At 61.9% G+C, this 20,439-nt stretch carries 13 protein-coding genes and 1 tRNA gene; 11 read left to right on the plus strand and 3 right to left on the minus strand.

Features of this window, described 5'->3' with window-relative positions; translation table 11 throughout:
- The first annotated feature begins 29 nt into the window (after positions 1-29).
- The 6 genes from glgB to bglA all read left to right on the plus strand — a co-directional run bounded on the left by glgB (position 30) and on the right by bglA (position 10,500).
- The gene (gene glgB / locus AC0L2X_RS03065; RefSeq protein WP_473554369.1) at positions 30-2,240 is read left to right on the plus strand and encodes a 1,4-alpha-glucan branching protein GlgB; all 2,211 of its coding nucleotides are present in this window, start codon (positions 30-32) and stop codon (positions 2,238-2,240) included.
- A 35-nt stretch (positions 2,241-2,275) separates the two neighbouring features.
- Entirely contained in the window at positions 2,276-3,541 is a 1,266-nt protein-coding gene (gene glgC / locus AC0L2X_RS03070; protein ID WP_352566496.1) for a glucose-1-phosphate adenylyltransferase, read from the plus strand.
- Positions 3,542-3,544: 3 nt separating this feature from the next.
- Complete coding sequence (gene glgA / locus AC0L2X_RS03075) at positions 3,545-4,990, plus strand: glycogen synthase GlgA (RefSeq protein ID WP_352566498.1); 1,446 nt, start codon at positions 3,545-3,547, stop codon at positions 4,988-4,990.
- Positions 4,991-4,993: 3 nt separating this feature from the next.
- Positions 4,994-6,622 carry an alpha-D-glucose phosphate-specific phosphoglucomutase gene (locus AC0L2X_RS03080; RefSeq protein WP_352566500.1) on the plus strand — a complete coding sequence of 543 codons (1,629 nt, stop codon included), beginning with the start codon at positions 4,994-4,996 and terminating at the stop codon, positions 6,620-6,622.
- A 253-nt stretch (positions 6,623-6,875) separates the two neighbouring features.
- Positions 6,876-8,882 (plus strand): glycogen debranching protein GlgX, encoded by a 2,007-nt coding sequence (gene glgX / locus AC0L2X_RS03085; protein ID WP_473554373.1) that lies wholly within the window; start codon positions 6,876-6,878, stop codon positions 8,880-8,882.
- Positions 8,872-10,500 carry a beta-galactosidase BglA gene (gene bglA / locus AC0L2X_RS03090; protein WP_473554376.1) on the plus strand — a complete coding sequence of 543 codons (1,629 nt, stop codon included), beginning with the start codon at positions 8,872-8,874 and terminating at the stop codon, positions 10,498-10,500. Before glgX ends, bglA begins: the two co-directional genes overlap by 11 nt.
- Before the next feature lie 16 nt (positions 10,501-10,516).
- On the opposite strand, the gene AC0L2X_RS03095 is transcribed toward bglA, so the two are convergent.
- A complete protein-coding gene (locus AC0L2X_RS03095; RefSeq protein ID WP_473554379.1) occupies positions 10,517-12,301 on the minus strand; it encodes a pilus assembly protein TadG-related protein in 1,785 nt (594 codons plus the stop codon).
- Between the two features lies 1 nt (position 12,302).
- A complete protein-coding gene (locus AC0L2X_RS03100) occupies positions 12,303-12,722 on the minus strand; it encodes a TadE family protein (protein WP_352566541.1) in 420 nt (139 codons plus the stop codon).
- Between the two features lie 441 nt (positions 12,723-13,163).
- Here AC0L2X_RS03100 and AC0L2X_RS03105 point away from each other — a divergent pair, with 441 nt between their 5' ends.
- The 4 genes from AC0L2X_RS03105 to AC0L2X_RS03120 all read left to right on the plus strand — a co-directional run bounded on the left by AC0L2X_RS03105 (position 13,164) and on the right by AC0L2X_RS03120 (position 18,578).
- Complete coding sequence (locus tag AC0L2X_RS03105; protein ID WP_473554381.1) at positions 13,164-14,756, plus strand: peptide ABC transporter substrate-binding protein; 1,593 nt, start codon at positions 13,164-13,166, stop codon at positions 14,754-14,756.
- 166 nt (positions 14,757-14,922) lie between these two features.
- Positions 14,923-15,846, plus strand: a complete 924-nt coding sequence (locus AC0L2X_RS03110) for an ABC transporter permease subunit (RefSeq protein WP_352490801.1) — start codon at positions 14,923-14,925, stop codon at positions 15,844-15,846.
- Positions 15,839-16,957 carry an ABC transporter permease gene (locus AC0L2X_RS03115; RefSeq protein WP_352490802.1) on the plus strand — a complete coding sequence of 373 codons (1,119 nt, stop codon included), beginning with the start codon at positions 15,839-15,841 and terminating at the stop codon, positions 16,955-16,957. Before AC0L2X_RS03110 ends, AC0L2X_RS03115 begins: the two co-directional genes overlap by 8 nt.
- A 1-nt stretch (position 16,958) precedes the next feature.
- Entirely contained in the window at positions 16,959-18,578 is a 1,620-nt protein-coding gene (locus AC0L2X_RS03120; RefSeq protein WP_352566509.1) for an ABC transporter ATP-binding protein, read from the plus strand.
- A gap of 60 nt (positions 18,579-18,638) precedes the next feature.
- Here AC0L2X_RS03120 and AC0L2X_RS03125 read toward each other — a convergent pair.
- A tRNA-Pro gene (locus AC0L2X_RS03125) sits at positions 18,639-18,715 on the minus strand.
- Positions 18,716-18,920: 205 nt separating this feature from the next.
- Here AC0L2X_RS03125 and AC0L2X_RS03130 point away from each other — a divergent pair.
- Positions 18,921-20,435 (plus strand): phosphomannomutase/phosphoglucomutase, encoded by a 1,515-nt coding sequence (locus AC0L2X_RS03130; RefSeq protein ID WP_473554385.1) that lies wholly within the window; start codon positions 18,921-18,923, stop codon positions 20,433-20,435.
- Positions 20,436-20,439: the final 4 nt, after the last annotated feature.

The following is a 20,439-nucleotide window of genomic DNA, read 5'->3' on the forward strand; positions in this document are numbered from 1 at the left end:
ACTTGGTGCCCGGGGAGGGTCACTGTCTGATGAGCAAGCCGCGCGCGACCGTTGCGACAAGCGGGCCGGACGGACTGGCGCCAGCCGGCGATGTCGCGGCGATTGTCGCCGGCACGCACGGCGACCCGTTTGCCGTGCTTGGCGTGCATGACGCGGGGAAGGGCTTTGTCGCCCGCTGCTTCGTCCCTCATGCCGAGTTCGTCACCGCCTACACGCTGACTGGCAAGAAGGCCGGCGAGCTGTCGAGACGCGACGATCGCGGTTTCTTCGAAGGCAAACTGTCGCTGCGCAAACGTCAGCCGCTGCGCTATCATGCCAGGAACTCCGGCGGTGACTGGTGGCTGACCGATCCATATTCCTTCGGCCCCGTGCTCGGCCCGCTGGACGATTATTACATCGCCGAAGGATCGCATCTCAGGCTGTTCGACAAGCTCGGCGCCCATCTCATCGACCATGAAGGTGCATCGGGTGTGCATTTTGCGGTGTGGGCGCCCAATGCAAGGCGCGTCTCGGTGGTCGGCGACTTCAACGAGTGGGACGGCCGCAGGCATACCATGCGCGTCCGCCGCGACACCGGCATCTGGGAGCTGTTCATTCCCGACATCGGCGCTGGCCGCCCGTATAAGTATGAAATCATCGGGCCGGATGGCGTGAGATTGCCGCTCAAGGCCGATCCGTTCGCCTTCAAGTCCGAACTGCGCCCGGCCACCGCCTCGGTGACGGCGCTGCCGCCGGCGCATGAATGGGGTGACGAGGCGCACCGGAACTACTGGCGCAATGCCGACCACAGGCGCGAAGCCGTATCGATCTACGAGGTCCATGCCGGGTCATGGCGGCTTCACGACGACGGCAGCTTCCTGTCGTGGGACGAGCTCGCCGACAGGCTGATCCCTTACGTGGTCGAGACCGGTTTTACCCACATCGAATTCATGCCGATCTCCGAACACCCCTATGACCCGTCCTGGGGCTACCAGACGACGGGTCTCTATGCGCCGACTGCCCGCTTTGGCGATCCGGACGGTTTTGCCCGCTTCGTCGACGGCGCCCACCGCGCAGGCATCGGCGTCATCCTCGACTGGGTGCCGGCGCATTTCCCGGTTGACGAACACGGTCTGGCAAAGTTCGACGGTACTGCGCTCTATGAGCATGCCGATCCGCGCAAGGGCTTCCATCCCGACTGGAACACCGCGATCTATAATTTCGGGCGCCGCGAAGTGATTTCGTTCCTGGTCAACAATGCGCTGTTCTGGGCCGAGAAATATCACGTCGACGGACTGCGCGTCGATGCGGTCGCCTCGATGCTTTATCTCGATTATTCGCGCAAGGCCGGTGAATGGATTCCCAACGAGAAGGGCGGGCGCGAGAACCTCGAAGCGGTCAGCTTCCTGCAGCGTATGAACAAGGAGGTCTACGGCCATCATCCGGGCGTGATGACCATCGCCGAGGAATCGACCTCGTGGCCGAAAGTCTCGCAGCCGGTGCATGAAGGCGGACTGGGCTTCGGTTTCAAGTGGAACATGGGCTTCATGCACGACACTCTGGAGTATTTCTCCAAGGAGCCGATCTTCCGCAAGCATCACCACAACGACATCACCTTCGGCCTGGTCTACGCCTTCAGCGAGAATTTCGTGCTGCCGCTGTCCCATGACGAGGTGGTGCACGGCAAAGGCACGCTGCTCAACAAGATGGCCGGCGACGACTGGCAGAAATTCGCGACGCTGCGCGCCTATTACGCCTTCATGTGGGGTTATCCCGGCAAGAAGCTCTTGTTCATGGGCCAGGAGTTCGCACAGCGCCGCGAGTGGAGCGAGGCGCGCGCGCTCGACTGGAACCTGCTCGATTTCCGGCTTCACCGCGGCGTCTGGCAGACGGTGCGCGATCTCAACTATCTCTACCGCTCGCGCCCGGCGCTGCATGCCCGCGACTGCGAGCCGGAGGGCTTTTCCTGGCTGATTGTCGACGACAGCGCGAACTCGGTATTTGCCTGGCTGCGCAGCGCGCCGGGCGGCAACCCGGTCGCCGTCATTTCCAACTTCACGCCGGTGCCGCGTGATAATTACCGCGTGCCGTTGCCGCAGGTCGGAAAATGGCGCGAGATCATCAACACCGATGCCACGGATTATGGCGGTTCCGGCAAGGGCAATAGCGGCGGCGTCGAGGCTCAGGCGGAAGGAGGCATTTCGGCGACGATGCTTTTGCCGCCGCTGTCGACGATCATGCTCGAATTCGTCCCGGACTGAGCTATGTGTGGAGCATCTAACCTGGGAGGATAGGAATGGCTGAAATAAAGCGAACACAGCCGCTGGCACGCGACGCCATGGCTTATGTGCTGGCCGGCGGCCGTGGCAGCCGGCTCAAGGAACTGACCGACCGCCGCGCCAAGCCGGCGGTCTATTTCGGCGGCAAGACCCGCATCATCGACTTCGCGCTCTCCAATGCGCTCAATTCCGGTATCCGCCGCCTGGGCGTCGCTACCCAGTACAAGGCGCATTCGCTAATTCGCCATCTGCAGCGCGGTTGGAACTTCCTGCGGCCCGAGCGCAACGAGAGTTTCGACATCCTGCCGGCCAGCCAGCGTGTGTCGGAAACGCAGTGGTATGAGGGCACCGCCGACGCCGTGTACCAGAACATCGATATCATCGAGGCCTATGGGCCGGAATACATGGTCATCCTGGCCGGCGACCACGTCTACAAGATGGACTACGAAATGATGCTGCGCCAGCATGTCGAGGCCGGCGCCGATGTCACCGTCGGCTGTCTCGAAGTGCCGCGCATGGAAGCCACCGGCTTCGGCGTCATGCATGTCGACAACAAGGACACCATCATCTCCTTCATCGAAAAGCCCGCCGATCCGCCGGGCATTCCCGACAAACCGGATTTCGCGCTGGCCTCGATGGGCATCTATGTGTTCAAAACCAAGTTCCTGATGGAGCAATTGCGTCGAGATGCGGCAGAGCCCGGCTCGAGCCGCGACTTCGGCAAGGACATCATCCCCTACATCGTCGAGCACGGAAAGGCGATCGCGCATCGCTTCGCCAAATCCTGCGTGCGCTCGACCGCCGAGAACGAGGCCTATTGGCGCGACGTCGGCACGGTCGACGCCTATTGGGAGGCCAATATCGACCTGACCGACATCACGCCGGAACTCGACCTCTACGACCGCGACTGGCCGATCTGGACTTATGCCGAGTTGAAGCCCCCGGCAAAGTTCGTGCATGACGAGGATGGCCGCCGCGGGTCGGCCGTGTCGTCTCTCGTGTCGGGCGATTGCATCGTTTCGGGCGCCTCGCTGAAGCGAAGCCTGATCTTCACCGGCGCGCGCATCAACTCCTATTCGACGCTGGAGGAGGTCGTCATGCTGCCCGACGTCCATGTCGGCCGCAGTGCGAGGCTGAAGCGCGTGGTCATCGATCACGGCGTCAGGATCCCGGAGGGTCTGGTGGTCGGCGAGGATCCTGTCCTCGACGCCAAGCGTTTCCGCGTTTCGGAAAAAGGCATCTGCCTCGTCACGCAGGACATGATCAACAGGCTGGGATCGTAGTGCATGCAGGTTCTGTCGGTGGCGCCCGAGATCTTTCCGCTGGTCAAGACCGGCGGGCTCGCCGACGTAACCGGCGCGTTGCCCGTGGCATTGGCCGGCAAGGGCGTCACCATGCGCACGCTCGTCCCCGGCTATCCTCAGGTGATGGGAGCCTTCAGGAAAAAGAAGGCGGTTCAGCAATATCCATTGCTGCAGGGCGGCAAGGCTTCGGTGCATGCCGTCCAGATCGCCGGGCTCGACCTGTTCGTGCTTGATGCGCCGCATCTTTTCGACCGTCCCGGCGGCCCATACGGCAACGCGACGGGCGCCGACTGGCCGGACAATTGGCGCCGGTTCGCGGCCTTGAGCCAGGTAGGCGGTGATATTGCCGGCGGCGCGATCTCGGGCTACCTGCCAGATATCGTCCATGCCCATGACTGGCAGTCGGCAATGACGCTTGCCTACATGCGCTACGGCAAGGCGGTCGGCACACCGTCGATGATCACCGTCCACAACCTCGCCTTCCAGGGCCAGTTCGGCGCCGGCATCTTTGGCGAGCTTGGCCTGCCGGCGGCGGCGATGGCGCTCGACGGCGTCGAATATTATGGCGGCGTCGGCTTCCTTAAGGCCGGCCTGCAGGCCGCGTGGGCGATCACCACGGTCAGCCCGACCTATGCGCAGGAGATCCGCTTGCCTGAATTCGGCATGGGCCTCGACGGCCTGATTAATATGCGATCCGTCGATCTCCATGGCATTGTCAACGGCATCGATACCGAGATCTGGAACCCGGAAACCGACAAGCATCTGGCCTCCAACTACACCGCAAAGACGCTCAAGGCGCGAATGCCCAACAAGGCCGCGGTCGAGGACCGTTTCAGCCTCGATCGCGATGACAGCCCGATCGTCTGCGTTGTCAGCCGGCTGACCTGGCAAAAGGGCATGGACATACTGGCTGCGGCCGTTGACGGCATCGTCGCGGCGGGTGCACGGCTGGCAATCCTTGGGTCTGGCGACGCTGGGCTGGAAGGCGCATTGCTTGCCGCCGCAGCCCGCCATCGCGGTCGCATCGGCGTCGTCGTCGGCTATGACGAGGGACTCTCCCACACCATGCAGGGCGGCTGCGACGCTATTATTATCCCATCGCGCTTCGAACCTTGCGGGCTGACGCAGCTTTACGGCCTGCGCTATGGCTGCGTGCCGGTCGTCGCGCGCACCGGCGGCCTTGCCGACACGGTCATCGATGCCAACGAAGCCGCCATCTCTGCCGGCGTGGCGACCGGTTTCCAGTTTGCCCCCGCCAACGCCGGCGCCCTGCTGTACGCCGTCCGCCGCCTTGTCGAGGCGCATGCCAATCTCGCAGTGTGGACGTCGATGCAGCGGCAAGGCATGAAGGCCGACGTTTCGTGGGACAAAAGCGCCGAAAAATATGTCCAACTCTATCGCTTGCTGCTTTCGAAAAGGGCTGCCTGACTGATGATCCGCACTATCGCCACCAAACCCTATCCCGACCAGAAGCCCGGCACCTCCGGGCTGCGCAAGAAAGTCCCGGTGTTCCAGCAGGAGCACTATGCCGAGAACTTCATCCAGTCGATCTTCGATGCCCTGGACGGGTTCGAGGGCAAAACCCTGGTGATCGGCGGCGACGGCCGCTTCTATAACCGCGAGGTCATCCAGAAGGCCATCGCCATGGCCGCGGCGAACGGCTTCGGCAAGGTGATGGTCGGGCAGGGCGGCATCCTGTCGACGCCGGCCGCTTCGCATGTCATCCGCAAATACAAGACCTTCGGCGGCATCATCCTGTCGGCCAGCCACAATCCGGGTGGCCCGCATGAGGATTTCGGTATCAAGTACAATGCCGGCAATGGCGGCCCGGCGCCGGAAAAGCTGACCGACGCGATCTTCGAAAAAACCAAGGCGATTTCGAGCTTCAAGATCGCCGATATCGGGCCGGTCGACATCGACACGATCGGCACGGTCAAGGCGGCTGACATGACCGTCGAAATCATCGATCCGGTCGCCGACTATGCCGAACTGATGGAAAGCCTGTTCGATTTCGATGCCTTGCGGGCGCTGTTCAAATCAGGCTTCCGCATGCGCTTCGACGCCATGCATGCTGTGACCGGCCCCTACGCCAAGGAGATCCTCGAAAACCGCCTCGGCGCGCCCAACGGCACCGCCCGCAATTTCATTCCGCTGCCGGATTTCGGCGGCCACCATCCAGATCCCAATCTGGTGCATGCAAAACACCTCTATGACGAGATGATGGGGCCGGATGCGCCAGACTTTGGCGCTGCCTCGGATGGCGACGGCGACCGCAACCTGATCATCGGCAAGGGCATTTTCATCACCCCGTCGGATTCGCTGGCGATGCTCGCCGCCAACGCCCATCTGGCGCCAGGCTACAAGGCCGGGCTGAAAGGCATCGCCCGTTCGATGCCGACCAGCGGTGCTGCCGACCGTGTCGCCGAAAAGCTCGGCATCGGCATCTATGAAACGCCAACCGGCTGGAAGTTTTTCGGCAATCTGCTCGATGCAGGCATGGCGACGATCTGCGGCGAGGAAAGTGCCGGGACCGGCTCCAACCATGTCCGCGAAAAGGACGGCCTGTGGGCCGTGCTTTTATGGCTCAACATTCTTGCCGTTCGCGGCGAAAGCGCCAAGCAGATCGTTACCCAGCATTGGGCGGCCTATGGCCGTAACTACTATTCGCGCCATGATTACGAGGAGGTCGAGACCGACCGTGCCAACGCCCTTGTCGACGAGCTGCGCGCCAAGCTCGGCTCGCTGCCTGGCACCAGCGTGCGCGGCATGACGATCGCCAGCGCCGATGATTTCGCCTATCACGATCCGGTCGACGGCTCGGTCAGCAAGAACCAGGGCATCAGGGTATTGTTCGAAGGCGGCTCACGCGTCGTCTTTCGCCTGTCCGGCACCGGCACCTCGGGCGCGACGCTACGTCTTTATGTCGAGCGCTACGAGCCGGACAAGAGCCGCCACGATCTCGACACCCAGGAGGCGCTTGCCGATTTGATCGCGGCGGCCGACGACATTGCCGGGATTCGCAGCCATACCGGCCGCGCCAAGCCGAGCGTGATTACGTGAGCCTGGAGCGGCGCGCCTTTCCTTCTCCCCTTGTGGGGTCCGAAGGACGGGGCGAGACCCGTGGCTCGCCCCCGGGTGGTGGATCGGCGCGTAGCGCCGAGACGGATGAGGGGTGTTGGACGGATCGCCGTGGGTGCCAAGCTGGAGCACCCCTCATCCGTCGCCTTCGGCGACACCTTCTCCCACAAGGGGAGAAGGGGGAGCTAACCTGGCAACGCCTCAAACTGTCTACGACCTGCTGCTGTGAGCGCGCGTGAGCCAACTCGGCGCAACCATCACCAAGGAAGGCATTCGCTTCGCCGCATGGTCCTCGTCGGCTCGGCGCATCTGGATCTCGATTTTCGACGAACACGGCAACTGGGAAGTCGACCGGCTGGAACTCCAGTCGGAAGGCGAGGGCGTCCACGCACTTTTTGTTGCCGGTCTCGGCGCCGGCACCCGATACGGGTTCCGCGCCGATGGCGACTACGCGCCGGAACACGGTCTCTGGTTCGATCCCGACAAGCTGCTGGCCGATCCCTATGCCGTCGAGATCGACAGGTCCTATGCCTATGACGGCCGGCTGGCCGCGCGCCGGGGCGAGGGGGCCGACACGGCGTCGCTGATGCCGAAGGCCATTGCTGGCGTCTTGCCGGAACCCTTGCCTGCTTTGCCGCCTCTATTTCGGCCCGGCGGCCTCATCTACGAGGTGCCGGTACGCGCTTTCACAAAGCTGCATCCGGACATTCCCGAGAAACAACGCGGCACCATTGCAGCGCTCGCTCACCCCCTCGTTGTCGAGCATCTGCGAAAACTCGGCGTCGCAGCCATTGAGTTGATGCCGGTGACTGCATCGATCGACGAACGGCATTTACCGTCCCTCGGGCTGCGCAACGCCTGGGGTTATAATCCCGTGACCTTCATGGCGCTCGATCCGCGACTGGCGCCCGGCGGTCTGGCCGAGTTGCGCGGAACGGTCGCCGCGCTGCGCGAGGCCGGCATCGGCACCATCCTCGACCTGGTGTTCAACCACACCGGCGAAAGCGACCGGCTCGGCCCGACATTGTCGCTGCGCGGGCTCGACAATCGCGCCTATTACCGGCACGAGGCCGACGGCGCTCTGGTCAATGACACCGGAACCGGCAATACGCTCGCCTGCGATCATCCGGTCGTCCGGGAAATGGTCCTCGACACGCTTCGTCACTTTGTGCGCCATGCCGGCGTCGACGGTTTCCGCTTCGATCTGGCGCCCGTTCTGGGTCGCGTCGACGGCGTTTTCGACGCTGATGCGCCGCTGCTGAACGCCATTCGCAAAGATCCTGTTCTTGGCGACCGGGTGCTGATCGTCGAGCCTTGGGATATTGGACCGGATGGCTATCAGCTGGGTAATTTTCCGCCGCACTTCCTCGAATGGAACGACAGATACCGCGACGATATCCGCCGCTTCTGGCGCGGCGACGGCGGCATGATCGGTGCGTTGGCGACGCGGCTTGCCGGTTCGTCCGACGTCTTTGCCAAAGCAGGCCAGACAATGAGCCGCAGCGTCAATTTCATCGCTGCGCATGACGGCATGACGCTGGCCGATATCGTTTCCTATGAGCACAAGCACAACGAGGCCAATGGCGAACAGAACCGCGATGGTCACGACGACAACCTGTCCTGGAACAATAGCGTCGAGGGCGAAACCGGCGACCGGGCGATCGTTACGGTCCGTTTCGATGATCAGCGCGCGCTGCTGGCGACGCTCTTTGCCTCGCGCGGCACGATCATGCTGACGGCCGGCGACGAGTTCGGCCGCACGCAGCGCGGCAACAACAACGCCTACGCGCAGGACAATGACATCACCTGGCTCGACTGGTCCGGGCGCGACCGGGCGCTGGAGCGGCACACGGTTCTGCTCGCCAAGATGCGTCGTGCCGTGCCGGCGCTCTTGGACACAACATTCCTGACCGGAGAATCGCCTGCGGGCTCGGAAATCCCAGACGTAGCCTGGCTGACGGAAACCGGCGTGCCGCTCGACGAGGCCGCCTGGCACGATGCCAGCCGGCACCGGCTGATCATGGTTCTCGGTAGCGGTGAGAACAGTCGCCTTGCGATGGTCATCAATGGCGACCGCCGGGCCTGCATGTTCACGCTGCCGGAACGGACGGGTTTTCTTTGGCGCCCAGCTATCGAACCGGATAGTAGCGGTATCTCACGGCCGGTGCCTGGGCGAACGGTCTTGTTCATGATCGAAAGCAGGACAGCGCGGGCGGGCGCAGGGGAGAGCCATGATGGCTGACAATGCCGAATGGTGGCGCGGCTGCGTCATCTACCAGATCTACCCGCGCTCCTTCCAGGATACGACAGGCGACGGCAGCGGCGATCTCAGCGGCATCACCTCGAGGCTGGCCCATGTCGCATCGCTCGGTGTCGACGCGGTTTGGCTGTCGCCTTTCTTCAAGTCGCCAATGGCCGATATGGGTTACGACGTTTCGGATTACTGCGCCGTCGATCCGATGTTCGGCACATCAGAGGATTTCGACGCGCTGGTTGCCGAGGCACACCGGCTCGGCCTGAAGGTGATTATCGACCAGGTCTTGTCGCATTCTTCGGATCGGCACGAATGGTTTGTCGAAAGCCGCACGAGCCGCGACAACCCCAAGGCCGACTGGTACGTCTGGGCCGATGCGAAGCCCGACGGCACCGCCCCCAACAACTGGCTGTCGCTTTTCGGCGGCCCGGCTTGGGAATGGGACGCAACGCGCAGGCAATATTACCTGCACAATTTCCTCGCCTCGCAGCCGGACTTGAATTTCCACAACCCGCAGGTGCAGGACGCCTTGCTGGAAACGGTGCGGTTCTGGCTCGAGCGCGGCGTCGACGGTTTCCGGCTGGATACGGTCAACTATTACGTCCACGACCGCTGGCTGCGCAGCAACCCGCCTTTGGCGGAAAGCGTCGGCGGCACCAATACGGCAACCAGCCCCTATCTCTATCAGGAGCATCTGTTCGACAAGAGCCAGCCGGAAAACCTTGCTTTCCTCAGGCGCTTCCGGGCGTTGCTTGACGACTATGAAGGCCGTGCCGCAGTCGGCGAGATTGGCGACGAAACCCGTTCGTTGCGGACGCTCGCCGCCTATACCGGCGGTGGCGACAAGCTCCAAATGTCCTACACATTCGACCTGCTCGGCCCGCAATTCTCGGCGGCGCACGTACGTGGCTGTGTCGAGGCGTTCGAGAGTACGGTGTTCGACGGCTGGGTTTGCTGGGCACTCTCCAACCACGATGTCGTGCGCCATGTCAGCCGCTGGACAAGGCCGGGCGGCGAACCGGACAGGGTGGCGAAATTCTCGATCGTGCTGCTTTCCTGCCTACGCGGATCGATCTGCCTCTACCAGGGCGAAGAACTCGGGTTGGAGGAGGCCGAACTGGCGTTCGAGGATTTGCGCGATCCCTTCGGCATCCGCTTCTGGCCGGCAATCAAGGGGCGGGATGGGTGCCGAACGCCGATGGTCTGGGAGGCTGGTGCCGACAATGCCGGCTTTTCGACCGGCAAGCCGTGGCTTCCGGTCCCGGCAAGCCATCGCGCTCGGGCGGTCGACGTCCAGGATGGCGAGCAAACCTCCGTCCTAGCGAGCTACCGGGCGATGCTGACCTTGCGCAAGCAGCATCCGGCGCTGGTTCGAGGCTCGATCCGGTTCCTCGATTCCAACGGCGACGTCCTTGCTTTCATTCGCGAAGGCGGTGACGAAAAGCTGCTCTGTGTCTTCAATTTCGCCGACGAGCCGGCCGGCTGGCACTTGCCACCGGATGTGGAGGCGATAGAGCCGATAGATCTTGGCGGTGCTGCCGGCGTCTTGCAGGAAAGAACTCTGTCGCTGCCGCCGTTGGGCTGCTTCCTCGGCCGGATCGGCTGAGCTCTATTTCATCATCTCATTGAACGAGCACGGAGCGCCCGCAAGTCGCGCCGACAACCCGCACATCGGCCTCGCCGACATGCACGCCGACAGCTGCAAGCACGTTATAGACCAGTTCGTCGACCGGCGCCGTCACGCCGTTCAGAACCGTTACCACCGCCGGCTTCACCGTTCCGAGCAGGGCCGTCACGTCCAGCCCGAGGCCCAGTGCATTGACCGAGAGCGAGAGGCCGCTGACCAGCGATGTCGTGAGCGATTGCGTCAGGTTTTTCGTGGCGACAGTTTTTATCGTCTTGTTGGCGATATCGGTGCTGTCGAACGTCAATGTGGTCGGATCGTTGTTGGTGATGGCAAGCGATGAAGAACCCTTCACATCGAGCAGATTGAGGGTGAGCAGCAGAAGCTTCACGCTTACCTGTGCAATCGTGGCATCGGAGAACGATTGCGGATTGCTGAAATCGGCGAAGGCCGATGGGTTGTTGTCGGCGTCGCTGGCGGCAAGGTGCAGCGAGGCCACGCCAGGCTGCGCGGCGATCGAGACCTTGATGCTATCCGGCCGGCCTGTCGGGCAGCTGATGTCGGTTAGCTTGGCTTCCGCATAGGCGACTTCGACATGCAGAGGCAGGTTGACGGACAGCAGGCTGATGCCGCCGCCGAGATTGGAATTGCCGATGCCGACTGTGGTGACCAGCTTGATGCGCGTCTGCGCGGTGCGCACCACGGTGCCTTTTTCCCCGACGGCCAGCCAGGGTGAGTATTGCATCGGTTCGCCGATGGCGATGGCGAGCGTGGTGGAGGTAAGCCCCGGAATAGTGGCGCCGAGATCGACCTGGACCTGGTTTGAGCCATTGGCCAGCGAGGCGGCGGCACCCAGCATGCCCATCGCGCTTGCGTCGACGGAAAAGCCGGGAGACTTTTGTCCGAGGCCGAGCTTGCCGATCGAGCCAAGGTCGATAAGGTGACTGAGGGGTATCTTGACCGTGTTGGTGGCCCTCGACGCGATCGTCTGCAGCACAAGTTTGCTGGCGCTGCCCGACCCGGACGCATTGGCCATGGCGGTCGCGATCTGGCCTACCGTCGCTTTTGACGCCAGCACGTCGGAATAGCTGACACCTGTCAGTTGCAACTGTACGGCAAGGGCATCGACGAACGAAAGCACGTTTACATCGGCCGAGATCAGCGCGTTGTAGTCCATGACGCTAAGCGAGATGTTGGCGCCCAGCAACTTGCTGAGAAGCGCGTTGAGGATGCCGCCATTGACGCTGAGGAGCCTGGACCCGACCGAGAACATCGCTTGCGGGGTCACGCTGGCAATGGCTTCGGTGCCGACGACCGGAGTAGGGATGAGCGAACTGGCGAAATACCGGGCGGGGATTTTTTTCAGAGTGACGCGAACGGCGTTGTAAGGCGTTTTACCGGCTTCGAAGCGCTTGTCGACGCCAACGGAGGACGCCGCTGAGTATCGGCCGCCGGTGACCGACACGACGGTTTTGCCAACCGTGGGAACGATTGTCTGACCTGGCTTTTGAACAATGATGCCGGGCATTCGGTTGTCACTGAGCGTGGTTACTGCCGCGGCTTCCATATTGTTGATGTTCGACGCCGCGGTGATCGCCGCCAGATCGGTCATCGCCTGGGCTTCCCTGCGCTCCGTGTAGATCGAACCTTCGTCGACAGCAAAGGCCGCCAGCCCCAACGCGAATGGCGCTATCAGCGCCGTCATGACGGCAAAGTTCGCCTTCTTGTCGCCAACCATCGAGCGAGCGATCCCCCCGATGCCCCTCAGCAAGAACTGCGACATTTCAAATGCCTCCAATCCGGATGGTCGACCTGCGTGAGATCGTGGTTTGCGGCATCGCAAGGCTGGGCAACAGGTTCCAGATCGGCAGGTTGCTGGCATCGTACTGGATCGACACGACGAACTGATTTCCGTCGGCCGTGCTGTCCGTCGCCTGGTAGGTCAGCTTGCCGGAATCGACGAACGGGTATCCACTGGCATTGTTTTTGACGAAACTCGCCACCAGCGCCTGGCGCTCGGTCTGATTCAATCCGGCAATTGCGGTGCGGGCGGCATCGGCGGCGATTTGCTGCAAGGAGTTGCTTGCACCAAAATAGATACCGTATGCAACCATTCCGAGCAAAAGAAGGATAAAGATCGGGGAAAGCAGGGCGAACTCGACCGCGGAAGTTCCGGACTCTTCTCCAATTTTGCGTAGATTCATCCGTATTTGGCGCAATATTTTACGCTTCAATGTGACAGTATTACTGTCTATCTTGTTCATTGCCCTTGCCCGTCGGAACCCAAGGTCGATGTGCCGATCCCATCGAAGATTGTAACCCTTGGTTGCCTAAGAACCAATTAATACATTCTGGTAAACTGAAATGATCGGCCAGATTATTTCCCAAATCGGTGTTCTGGCCAGGAAACCCAGTCAAACTCATGGTTCCGACCATTGATTGGCCGCCCGCAAAACGACTGCCCCGGCCCCCTTACTTTGGGTGACCCCGAGAGTCTGTTGAAATAAAAAATCTCCACGTTACTGTTTGGCCACCAGCTGCCGGAAAGGGAACCGGCTGCGCGCTCGAAAGGAACCAACCAATCGGTTTCGGGGCGTCAACACTTAGAGACGTGGCTGAAGGGCGACGTCATTAGGGAGAACTCCATGCTGAAACATGCGCTGAAGGCGACGGTACTCGCCACGACCATGGTCTTGGCCGCCGGTGCGTTCTACACGCCGGCTTTCGCCGAAACCGTCTACAACCGCGGAGCCGCCGCCGAAGCGGAGACGCTCGACCCGCACAAGACCTCGACGGTCTACGAAGCCGATATCATACGCGACCTGTTCCAGGGCCTCGTCATGCATGACCAGAAGACGAATCTCATTCCGGGCGCCGCCGAAAGCTGGACGGTGTCCGACGACGGCACTGTCTACACCTTCAAGCTGCGCAAGGATGGCCTCTGGTCGGATGGCAGCCCGGTAACGGCGGACGACTTCGTTTATTCGTTCCGTCGGCTGGAAGATCCGGCCACCGCAGCCGAATACGCTTCCATGCTTTATCCTGTGAAGGGTGCCGAGGAAGTCAATACCAAGAAGGGCAAGCCGGAGGATATGGGCGTCAAGGCGATTGACGCAAATACCCTCGAAGTCACGCTCAAGGCGCCAACGCCTTACTTCCTGGAGATGCTGACCCATCAGGCGACCTATCCGGTCAACAAGGCGTCTATCGAAAAGCTTGGCGCCGACTGGATCAAGGCAGGCAAGCTGGTCTCCAACGGGGCCTTTACAGCGGCAGAGTGGATTCCCAACGACCATCTGAAGCTGGTTAAGAATCCGAAATTCTGGGACGCCGCCAGCGTCAAGTTCGACGTGGTCAACTACATCCCGACCGAGGATCGCTCGTCGGCGATGAAGCGCTTCGAGGCCGGCGAATTCGACAGTTACGGTGACCTGCCGACCGAACAGCTCGCCGACCTCAGGGCCAAATTCGGCGACCAGGTCCGTGTCGGGCCATATCTCGGCATCTACTATTACGCGATCAAGACCGACAAGGCGCCGTGGGACAATGTCGAACTGCGCAACGCCATCTCGATGGCGATCGATCGCGACTTCCTTGCTGAAAAAGTCTGGCAGAATTCGATGCTGCCCGGCTATTCGATGGTGCCTCCAGGCATCGAGGGCTACACGCCGGCACTGGCCAAATACGCCGACATGTCGCAGATCGACCGCGAGGACGCTGCGAAGAAGATCCTCGAGAAACTCGGCTATACACCCGAGCATCCGTTGAAGATGCAGATCCGCTACAACACCTCGGAAAACCACAAGAACACCGCTGTCGCTATCCAGGAACAGCTGAAGCCGCTTGGCGTCGAGGTCAGCCTGCTCAACACCGACACCAAGACGCACTACTCCTTCCTCGAGCAGAAGGGCGACTATGACGTGGCGCGTGCCGCCTGGATCGCCGATTACAAGGACCCGGAAACTTTCCTCGGCATATCCCGCAAGGCCAGCGGCAATAATTATTCGAGCTACGACAGCCCGAAATTCGAAGCGGCAATGGATAAGGCCGCCGCCGCCGGCGGCAAGCCCGAACAGCGCATGAAGGAACTCGCCGAGGCCGAGCGCATCCTCGTCGACGACGTCGGCGAGATACCGCTTCTCTACTACAGCTACCACGACATCGTTTCCTCGAAGCTGCACGGCTTCGACGACAATGTGATGGACATCCATCCGTCCCGCTTCATCAGCAAGGACTGATCCCTTAGCCAGGCCGCCGCGCAACTCAACGCGCGGCGGCGCCGGTTTGCCATCGCATCGGCCCGGGAACCGGATTCGATTTTCGACAATGTCGGTGCGAAGATTTGAAGGCTAGAGCGCAATCGTCCAGCCGGACGCGCGCTGCTCTGGATCAAGCGGGGCATCGATGCTGCGATTCGTTTTCCGGCGGCTGCTGACCGCCATCCCGACGCTGTTCGTCATCGTGACCATAGCGTTCTTCCTGATACGCGTCGCGCCGGGCGGCCCGTTCAACCAGGAGCGGGGCCTGAGCCCGGAGATCAGAGCCAATCTTGAGGCCCAGTTCGGTCTCAACGACCCGCTCTGGCTGCAGTACCTCCATTATCTAGGCAATCTGCTGCGCGGCAATTTCGGTCCCAGCTACAACATGCCGGATTTCACCGTCGGCGAACTGTTCAGGGAAGGTCTGCCGATCTCGATCCAACTCGGCGCTTCGGCGCTCGTTCTGGCGCTGCTCCTCGGCAGCGTGCTCGGCACTGTTGCCGCGCTCAACCAGAACAAGCTTGCCGACTATTCGGTGATCGCACTGGCGACCGCCGGCAGCACCATACCAACCTTTGTCATCGCCCCGGTAATCCAGCTTGTGTTCGGATTGACCTGGAAGCTGCTGCCGATCGGTGGCTGGGGCGATGGAGCCCTCATCAACAAGGTCGGCCCGGTGCTGACGCTCGCTCTGCCGCAGATCGCCATCGTTGCCCGCCTGATGCGCGGCTCGATGATCGAATCGCTGCACTCGCATCACATCCGCACCGCGCGCGCTCTCGGCCTGTCCGACTGGTCAGTCGTCGTCAAGCATGCACTGCGCGGCGCCATCCTGCCGATCGTCTCCTTCACCGGTCCGGCAGCTGCAGCCCTTCTCACCGGCTCGATCATCGTCGAGACCATCTTCTCTATCCCGGGCATCGGTCGCCATTTCGTCGTTGCCGCGCTCAACCGCGACTACACACTGGTGATGGGAACGGTGGTGGTCATCGCGCTCTTCACCATTGTCTTCAACCTGATCGTCGACGTCCTCTATGGGGTCGTCGATCCGAGGGTGCGCTATGACTGATATCGCAGTTGCCGCACCGGTCGTCGGCCGATCCCTGTGGGGTGACGCCTGGGCGCGCCTCAAGGCCAATCGCGCGGCCATGTTCAGCCTCTATTATCTTGCCTTCATCGCCGTCATCAGCGTGTTTGGGCCCTATTTCGTGCCGCACCAATACACCACCATCTACGCCGACTATGTCCGGACGCCGCCGAGCTTCTCCGCCTATCCGAAGGCCGACATGATCGAAGGCGCTCTCGATGAGGCGATCAGGCGTATGCGCGTCGACATCAAGGAGTGGCGGCAGGAGGGCAGCCGTGTGTTCGTCACCGTCAAATCGTCCAAGCCGATCGACGACCGCAACATTCGCTACCTTGATCGTTCCGATACCTTTGATGACACAAAGATCGAGAGCAAATCGCCGGACGGTCTCGAAATGGTGATGAGTGCCTCGATCAAGCAGCAATATTTCGTGTTCGGCACCGACAATACCGGCCGCGATCTCCTATCCCGAACGCTGATGGCCGGGCGCATATCGCTGGCCATCGGCCTGCTTGCCGGCATCGTGGCCGTGGTCATCGGCGTGCTCTACGGCGCCACCGCCGGCCTTGCCGGCGGCAGGGTCGACGAGGTGATGATGCGTGTCGTCGACGTGCTTTATTCTTTGCCGTTCATCTTCTTCGTCATCATGCTGGTGGTGTTCTTCGGCAGGAACTTCGTGCTGATGTTCCTGGCCGTCGGCGCGGTGCTGTGGCTCGACATGGCGCGCATCGTGCGCGGACAGGCGCTGTCGATCCGCCGGCAGGAATATGTCCAGGCGGCTGAGGCGATGGGCGTCGGCCAGCGCGGCATTCTGCTGCGCCATGTGATCCCCAATTTGCTCGGACCGGTGGTGATCTATATGACGCTGCTGGTGCCGCAGGTCATCATCCTGGAGAGTTTTTTGTCGTTCCTCGGGCTCGGCGTCCAGGAGCCGATGACCAGCTGGGGCGTGCTGATTTCGGTTGGCGCCCAGAACATCGGCTCGGCCAACTGGCTGCTTTTGTTCCCGGCCTTCTTTCTCGTCTCCACGCTGTTCGCGCTGAATTTCGTCGGCGATGGGCTACGCGACGCGCTCGACCCGAAGGATCGTTGAGATGGCTGCTTCCGAAACCATCCTCAGCGTCAAGGACCTTCGCGTCCGCTTCCGCACCCTCGACGGTGTGGTGGAGGCGGTGAAGGGTATCAACATCCACGTCAAATCAGGCGAAACCGTCGCCGTCGTCGGCGAATCCGGTTCCGGCAAGAGCCAGACGATGATGGCGGCGATGAGCCTGCTCGCCTCGAACGGCGAAGCCACCGGCACAGTCGATTATCGCGGCCGTAATCTTTTGACTTTGAGCAAGCCAGAGCTCAACAAGATCCGCGGCCGCAAGATCAGCATGATCTTCCAGGAGCCGATGACGTCGCTCGACCCGCTCTATTCGATTGGCAACCAGCTGATCGAGCCGATCCGCAAGCATCGCGGACTTGGCGCCGCCGCGGCGCGCGAGGAGGCGCTCAAGTTGCTGCGGCTGGTCCATATTCCCGATCCGGAGCGGCGGATGAAATCCTATCCGCACGAGTTGTCGGGCGGCCAGCGCCAGCGCGTCATGATTGCCATGGCGCTGGCCAACGACCCCGACATACTGATCGCCGATGAGCCGACGACCGCGCTCGACGTGACCATCCAGGCGCAGATACTCATGCTGCTCGCCGAACTGCAGCGCAAGCTCGGCATGGCGATCGTCTTCATCACCCACGATCTCGGCATCGTCAGGCGCTTTGCCGATCGGGTCTATGTGATGCGCTATGGCGAGGTGGTCGAGGAGGGCGAGGCGGAAGCGATCTTCGCCAACCCGCAGCACGCCTACACCAAGATGCTACTCGCCGCCGAACCGACCGGCACCAAGGCGCCGCCGCCTCCGAATGCCCCTGTCCTGCTTGAAGGCAGGAACGTCGAGGTGACCTTTAGGATCGGCGGCGGATTTCTTGGCGGCGAGCCGCTGCTGCTGCGCGCCGTCGATCGCATTTCGATACGGCTGAAGCGCAACCAGACGATCGGCATCGTCGGCGAATCCGGCTCGGGAAAATCGACGCTCGGCCGCGCCTTGCTGCGGCTCCTGCCCAGCGACGGCATCATCCGGCTTGGCGACCGCGACATTTCCCACGCCGACCGCCAGGCGATGCGGCCGCTGCGGCGCGAATTGCAGCTGGTTTTCCAGGATCCGTTCGGCTCGCTGTCGCCACGCATGACCGTCGGCCAGATCATCACCGAGGGGCTCTTGGTCCACGAGCCCAATCTGTCGGGCAGGCAGCGCGATCTCCGCGCGGTCGACGCCTTGCTCGAAGTCGGGCTCGACCCGAACACGCGCAACCGCTATCCGCACGAATTCTCCGGCGGCCAGCGGCAGCGCATCGCCATTGCGCGCGCCATGATCCTCAAGCCGAAGGTGGTGGTGCTGGACGAGCCGACCTCGGCGCTGGACCGCTCCGTGCAGAAGCAGATCGTCGAATTGCTGCGCAAGCTGCAGGCCGACCACGAACTGTCCTATCTATTCATCAGCCACGATCTCGCCGTCGTGCGCGCCATGGCCGACTACATCATCGTCATGAAACAGGGCAAGATCGTCGAGGAGGGACCGGCCGAGGCGATTTTCAGCAATCCGCAGGCAACCTACACGCAGACACTGATGGCCGCGGCCATTGATGTGACGCGATTTCGCCTGAGCGCATAGCGCGATTGGTCAGAACTGCGGTTGTTTCGGGAACAAAAACAGCTAAGCCGCTGTTTTTTCTGGTCGGAGTGGCAGGATTTGAACCTGCGACCCCATCGTCCCGAACGATGTGCGCTACCAGGCTGCGCTACACTCCGTGACCAGACCGCGGGCTTATAGCCGCCGCGTTTGGTTACTGCAAGCGCCAATGGCAGCGCTTCTGTCGCATTTCTTTCGCTTTAGCCGCCACGTCATACAGGTTTCAGTTTCCTGTCGCACAAACACGGCTTAAAGGGCTTGTGGGTGACCGTCCACTTGCCTCGAAGCACCTGATTCAGCCGCCTGGAGTTTGCAGCCTTGTCGATGAAGATCGTTAGCGATGTCAGACCAAACACTTTTGAGTTTGAAACCTCGGCGTTGATCAAGCCGTCCGGGTTTCGCGAATATGATGCGCGCTGGTGGTTCGGCCATCCCGGCTCGAACGAAATGCCGGAACTCAATCTGATCGGCGTCCAGGCGCTCGGCATGGGGCTCGGCACGCTGATCCGTCGCCTGGGTGCCGGACCCGACATCGTCACCGGTCACGATTTCCGCTCCTATTCGCTAGCTATAAAGCTGGCGCTGGTTTCCGGGCTGATGGCGGCCGGCGCACGGGTCAAGGATGTCGGGCTGGCCCTGTCGCCGATGGCTTATTTCGCCCAGTTTGCGCTCGACACGCCATCCGTCGCCATGGTCACTGCCTCGCACAACGAGAATGGCTGGACCGGCGTCAAGATGGGCGCGGCGCGCCCGCTGACTTTTGGTCCGGAGGAGATGAGCGCGCTGAAGGCTATCGTGCTCTCAGGCGATTTCGACCTTGTCGGTGGTGGCTCCTATGACTTCGTTGCGGATTTCCGCAAAACCTACCTCGACGATCTGACAGCGGGAAAGCGTATCTCCAGGAAGCTCAAGGTGGTGGCCGCTTGCGGCAACGGCACCGCCGGGGCTTTCGCTCCCGAGGCACTGGAAAGGATCGGCTGCGAGGTGATCCCGCTCGACGTCGAGCTCGATCATACGTTTCCCAATTACAATCCCAACCCCGAAGACATGCAGATGCTGCACGCCATTCGCGACAAGGTGCTGGAAACGGGCGCCGATGTCGGGCTCGGTTTCGACGGCGACGGCGATCGCTGCGGCGTGGTCGACAATGAAGGCAACGAGATCTTCGCCGACAAGGTCGGCGTCATGCTGGCGCGCGACATTTCGCACCTCTATCCCGGCTCGACTTTCGTCGTCGACGTCAAGTCGACCGGATTGTTCATGACTGACAAGGTGTTGCGGGAAAATGGCGCCGTCACCGACTATTGGAAAACCGGTCACTCCTATATCAAGCGGCGCGTCGCCGAACTCGGCGCTGCCGCCGGTTTCGAGAAATCGGGCCATTTCTTCTTCAATCCGCCGATCGGCCGCGGCTATGACGATGGCCTGGTAACGGCCATCGCCATATGCCAGATGCTGGATCGCAGCCCGCAAAGCAGCATGGCCGACCTCTACCGCGATCTGCCGCTGACCTTCGGCACGCCGACCATGTCGCCACACTGCGCCGACGAGCTCAAATACGGCGTCGTCGAGCGCGTCGTTGGCGACTTTCGCAAGATGAAGGACGAGGGCGCGGTCTTCGCCGGCCAGAAGATCGCCGAACTGATCACCGTCAACGGCGTCAGGGTCGTGGCGGAGGATGGTACCTGGGGGTTGGTGCGCGCATCATCGAACAAGCCGGAGCTTGTGGTGGTGGTGGAGAGCCCGGTATCGTCCGAGCGGCGCCGGCAGATGTTCGAAGCCGTCGATGCGGTGCTGCGCCGCAGCTCCGAAGTCGGCGCCTACAATCAGACCTTTTGAGCAC

Source organism: Mesorhizobium sp. WSM4828 (assembly GCF_055811175.1).

What these genes read in the sequence shown, in the direction of transcription:
- glgB (WP_473554369.1), top strand. Translation starts at nt 30, where the DNA reads ATGAGCAAGCCGCGCGCGACCGTTGCGACAAGCGGGCCGGACGGACTG.
- glgC (WP_352566496.1), top strand. Translation starts at nt 2,276, where the DNA reads ATGGCTGAAATAAAGCGAACACAGCCGCTGGCACGCGACGCCATGGCT.
- glgA (WP_352566498.1), top strand. Translation starts at nt 3,545, where the DNA reads ATGCAGGTTCTGTCGGTGGCGCCCGAGATCTTTCCGCTGGTCAAGACC.
- AC0L2X_RS03080 (WP_352566500.1), top strand. Translation starts at nt 4,994, where the DNA reads ATGATCCGCACTATCGCCACCAAACCCTATCCCGACCAGAAGCCCGGC.
- bglA (WP_473554376.1), top strand. Translation starts at nt 8,872, where the DNA reads ATGATGGCTGACAATGCCGAATGGTGGCGCGGCTGCGTCATCTACCAG.
- AC0L2X_RS03095 (WP_473554379.1), bottom strand. Translation starts at nt 12,301, where the DNA reads ATGTCGCAGTTCTTGCTGAGGGGCATCGGGGGGATCGCTCGCTCGATG.
- AC0L2X_RS03100 (WP_352566541.1), bottom strand. Translation starts at nt 12,722, where the DNA reads ATGAATCTACGCAAAATTGGAGAAGAGTCCGGAACTTCCGCGGTCGAG.
- AC0L2X_RS03105 (WP_473554381.1), top strand. Translation starts at nt 13,164, where the DNA reads ATGCTGAAACATGCGCTGAAGGCGACGGTACTCGCCACGACCATGGTC.
- AC0L2X_RS03110 (WP_352490801.1), top strand. Translation starts at nt 14,923, where the DNA reads ATGCTGCGATTCGTTTTCCGGCGGCTGCTGACCGCCATCCCGACGCTG.
- AC0L2X_RS03115 (WP_352490802.1), top strand. Translation starts at nt 15,839, where the DNA reads ATGACTGATATCGCAGTTGCCGCACCGGTCGTCGGCCGATCCCTGTGG.
- AC0L2X_RS03120 (WP_352566509.1), top strand. Translation starts at nt 16,959, where the DNA reads ATGGCTGCTTCCGAAACCATCCTCAGCGTCAAGGACCTTCGCGTCCGC.
- AC0L2X_RS03130 (WP_473554385.1), top strand. Translation starts at nt 18,921, where the DNA reads ATGAAGATCGTTAGCGATGTCAGACCAAACACTTTTGAGTTTGAAACC.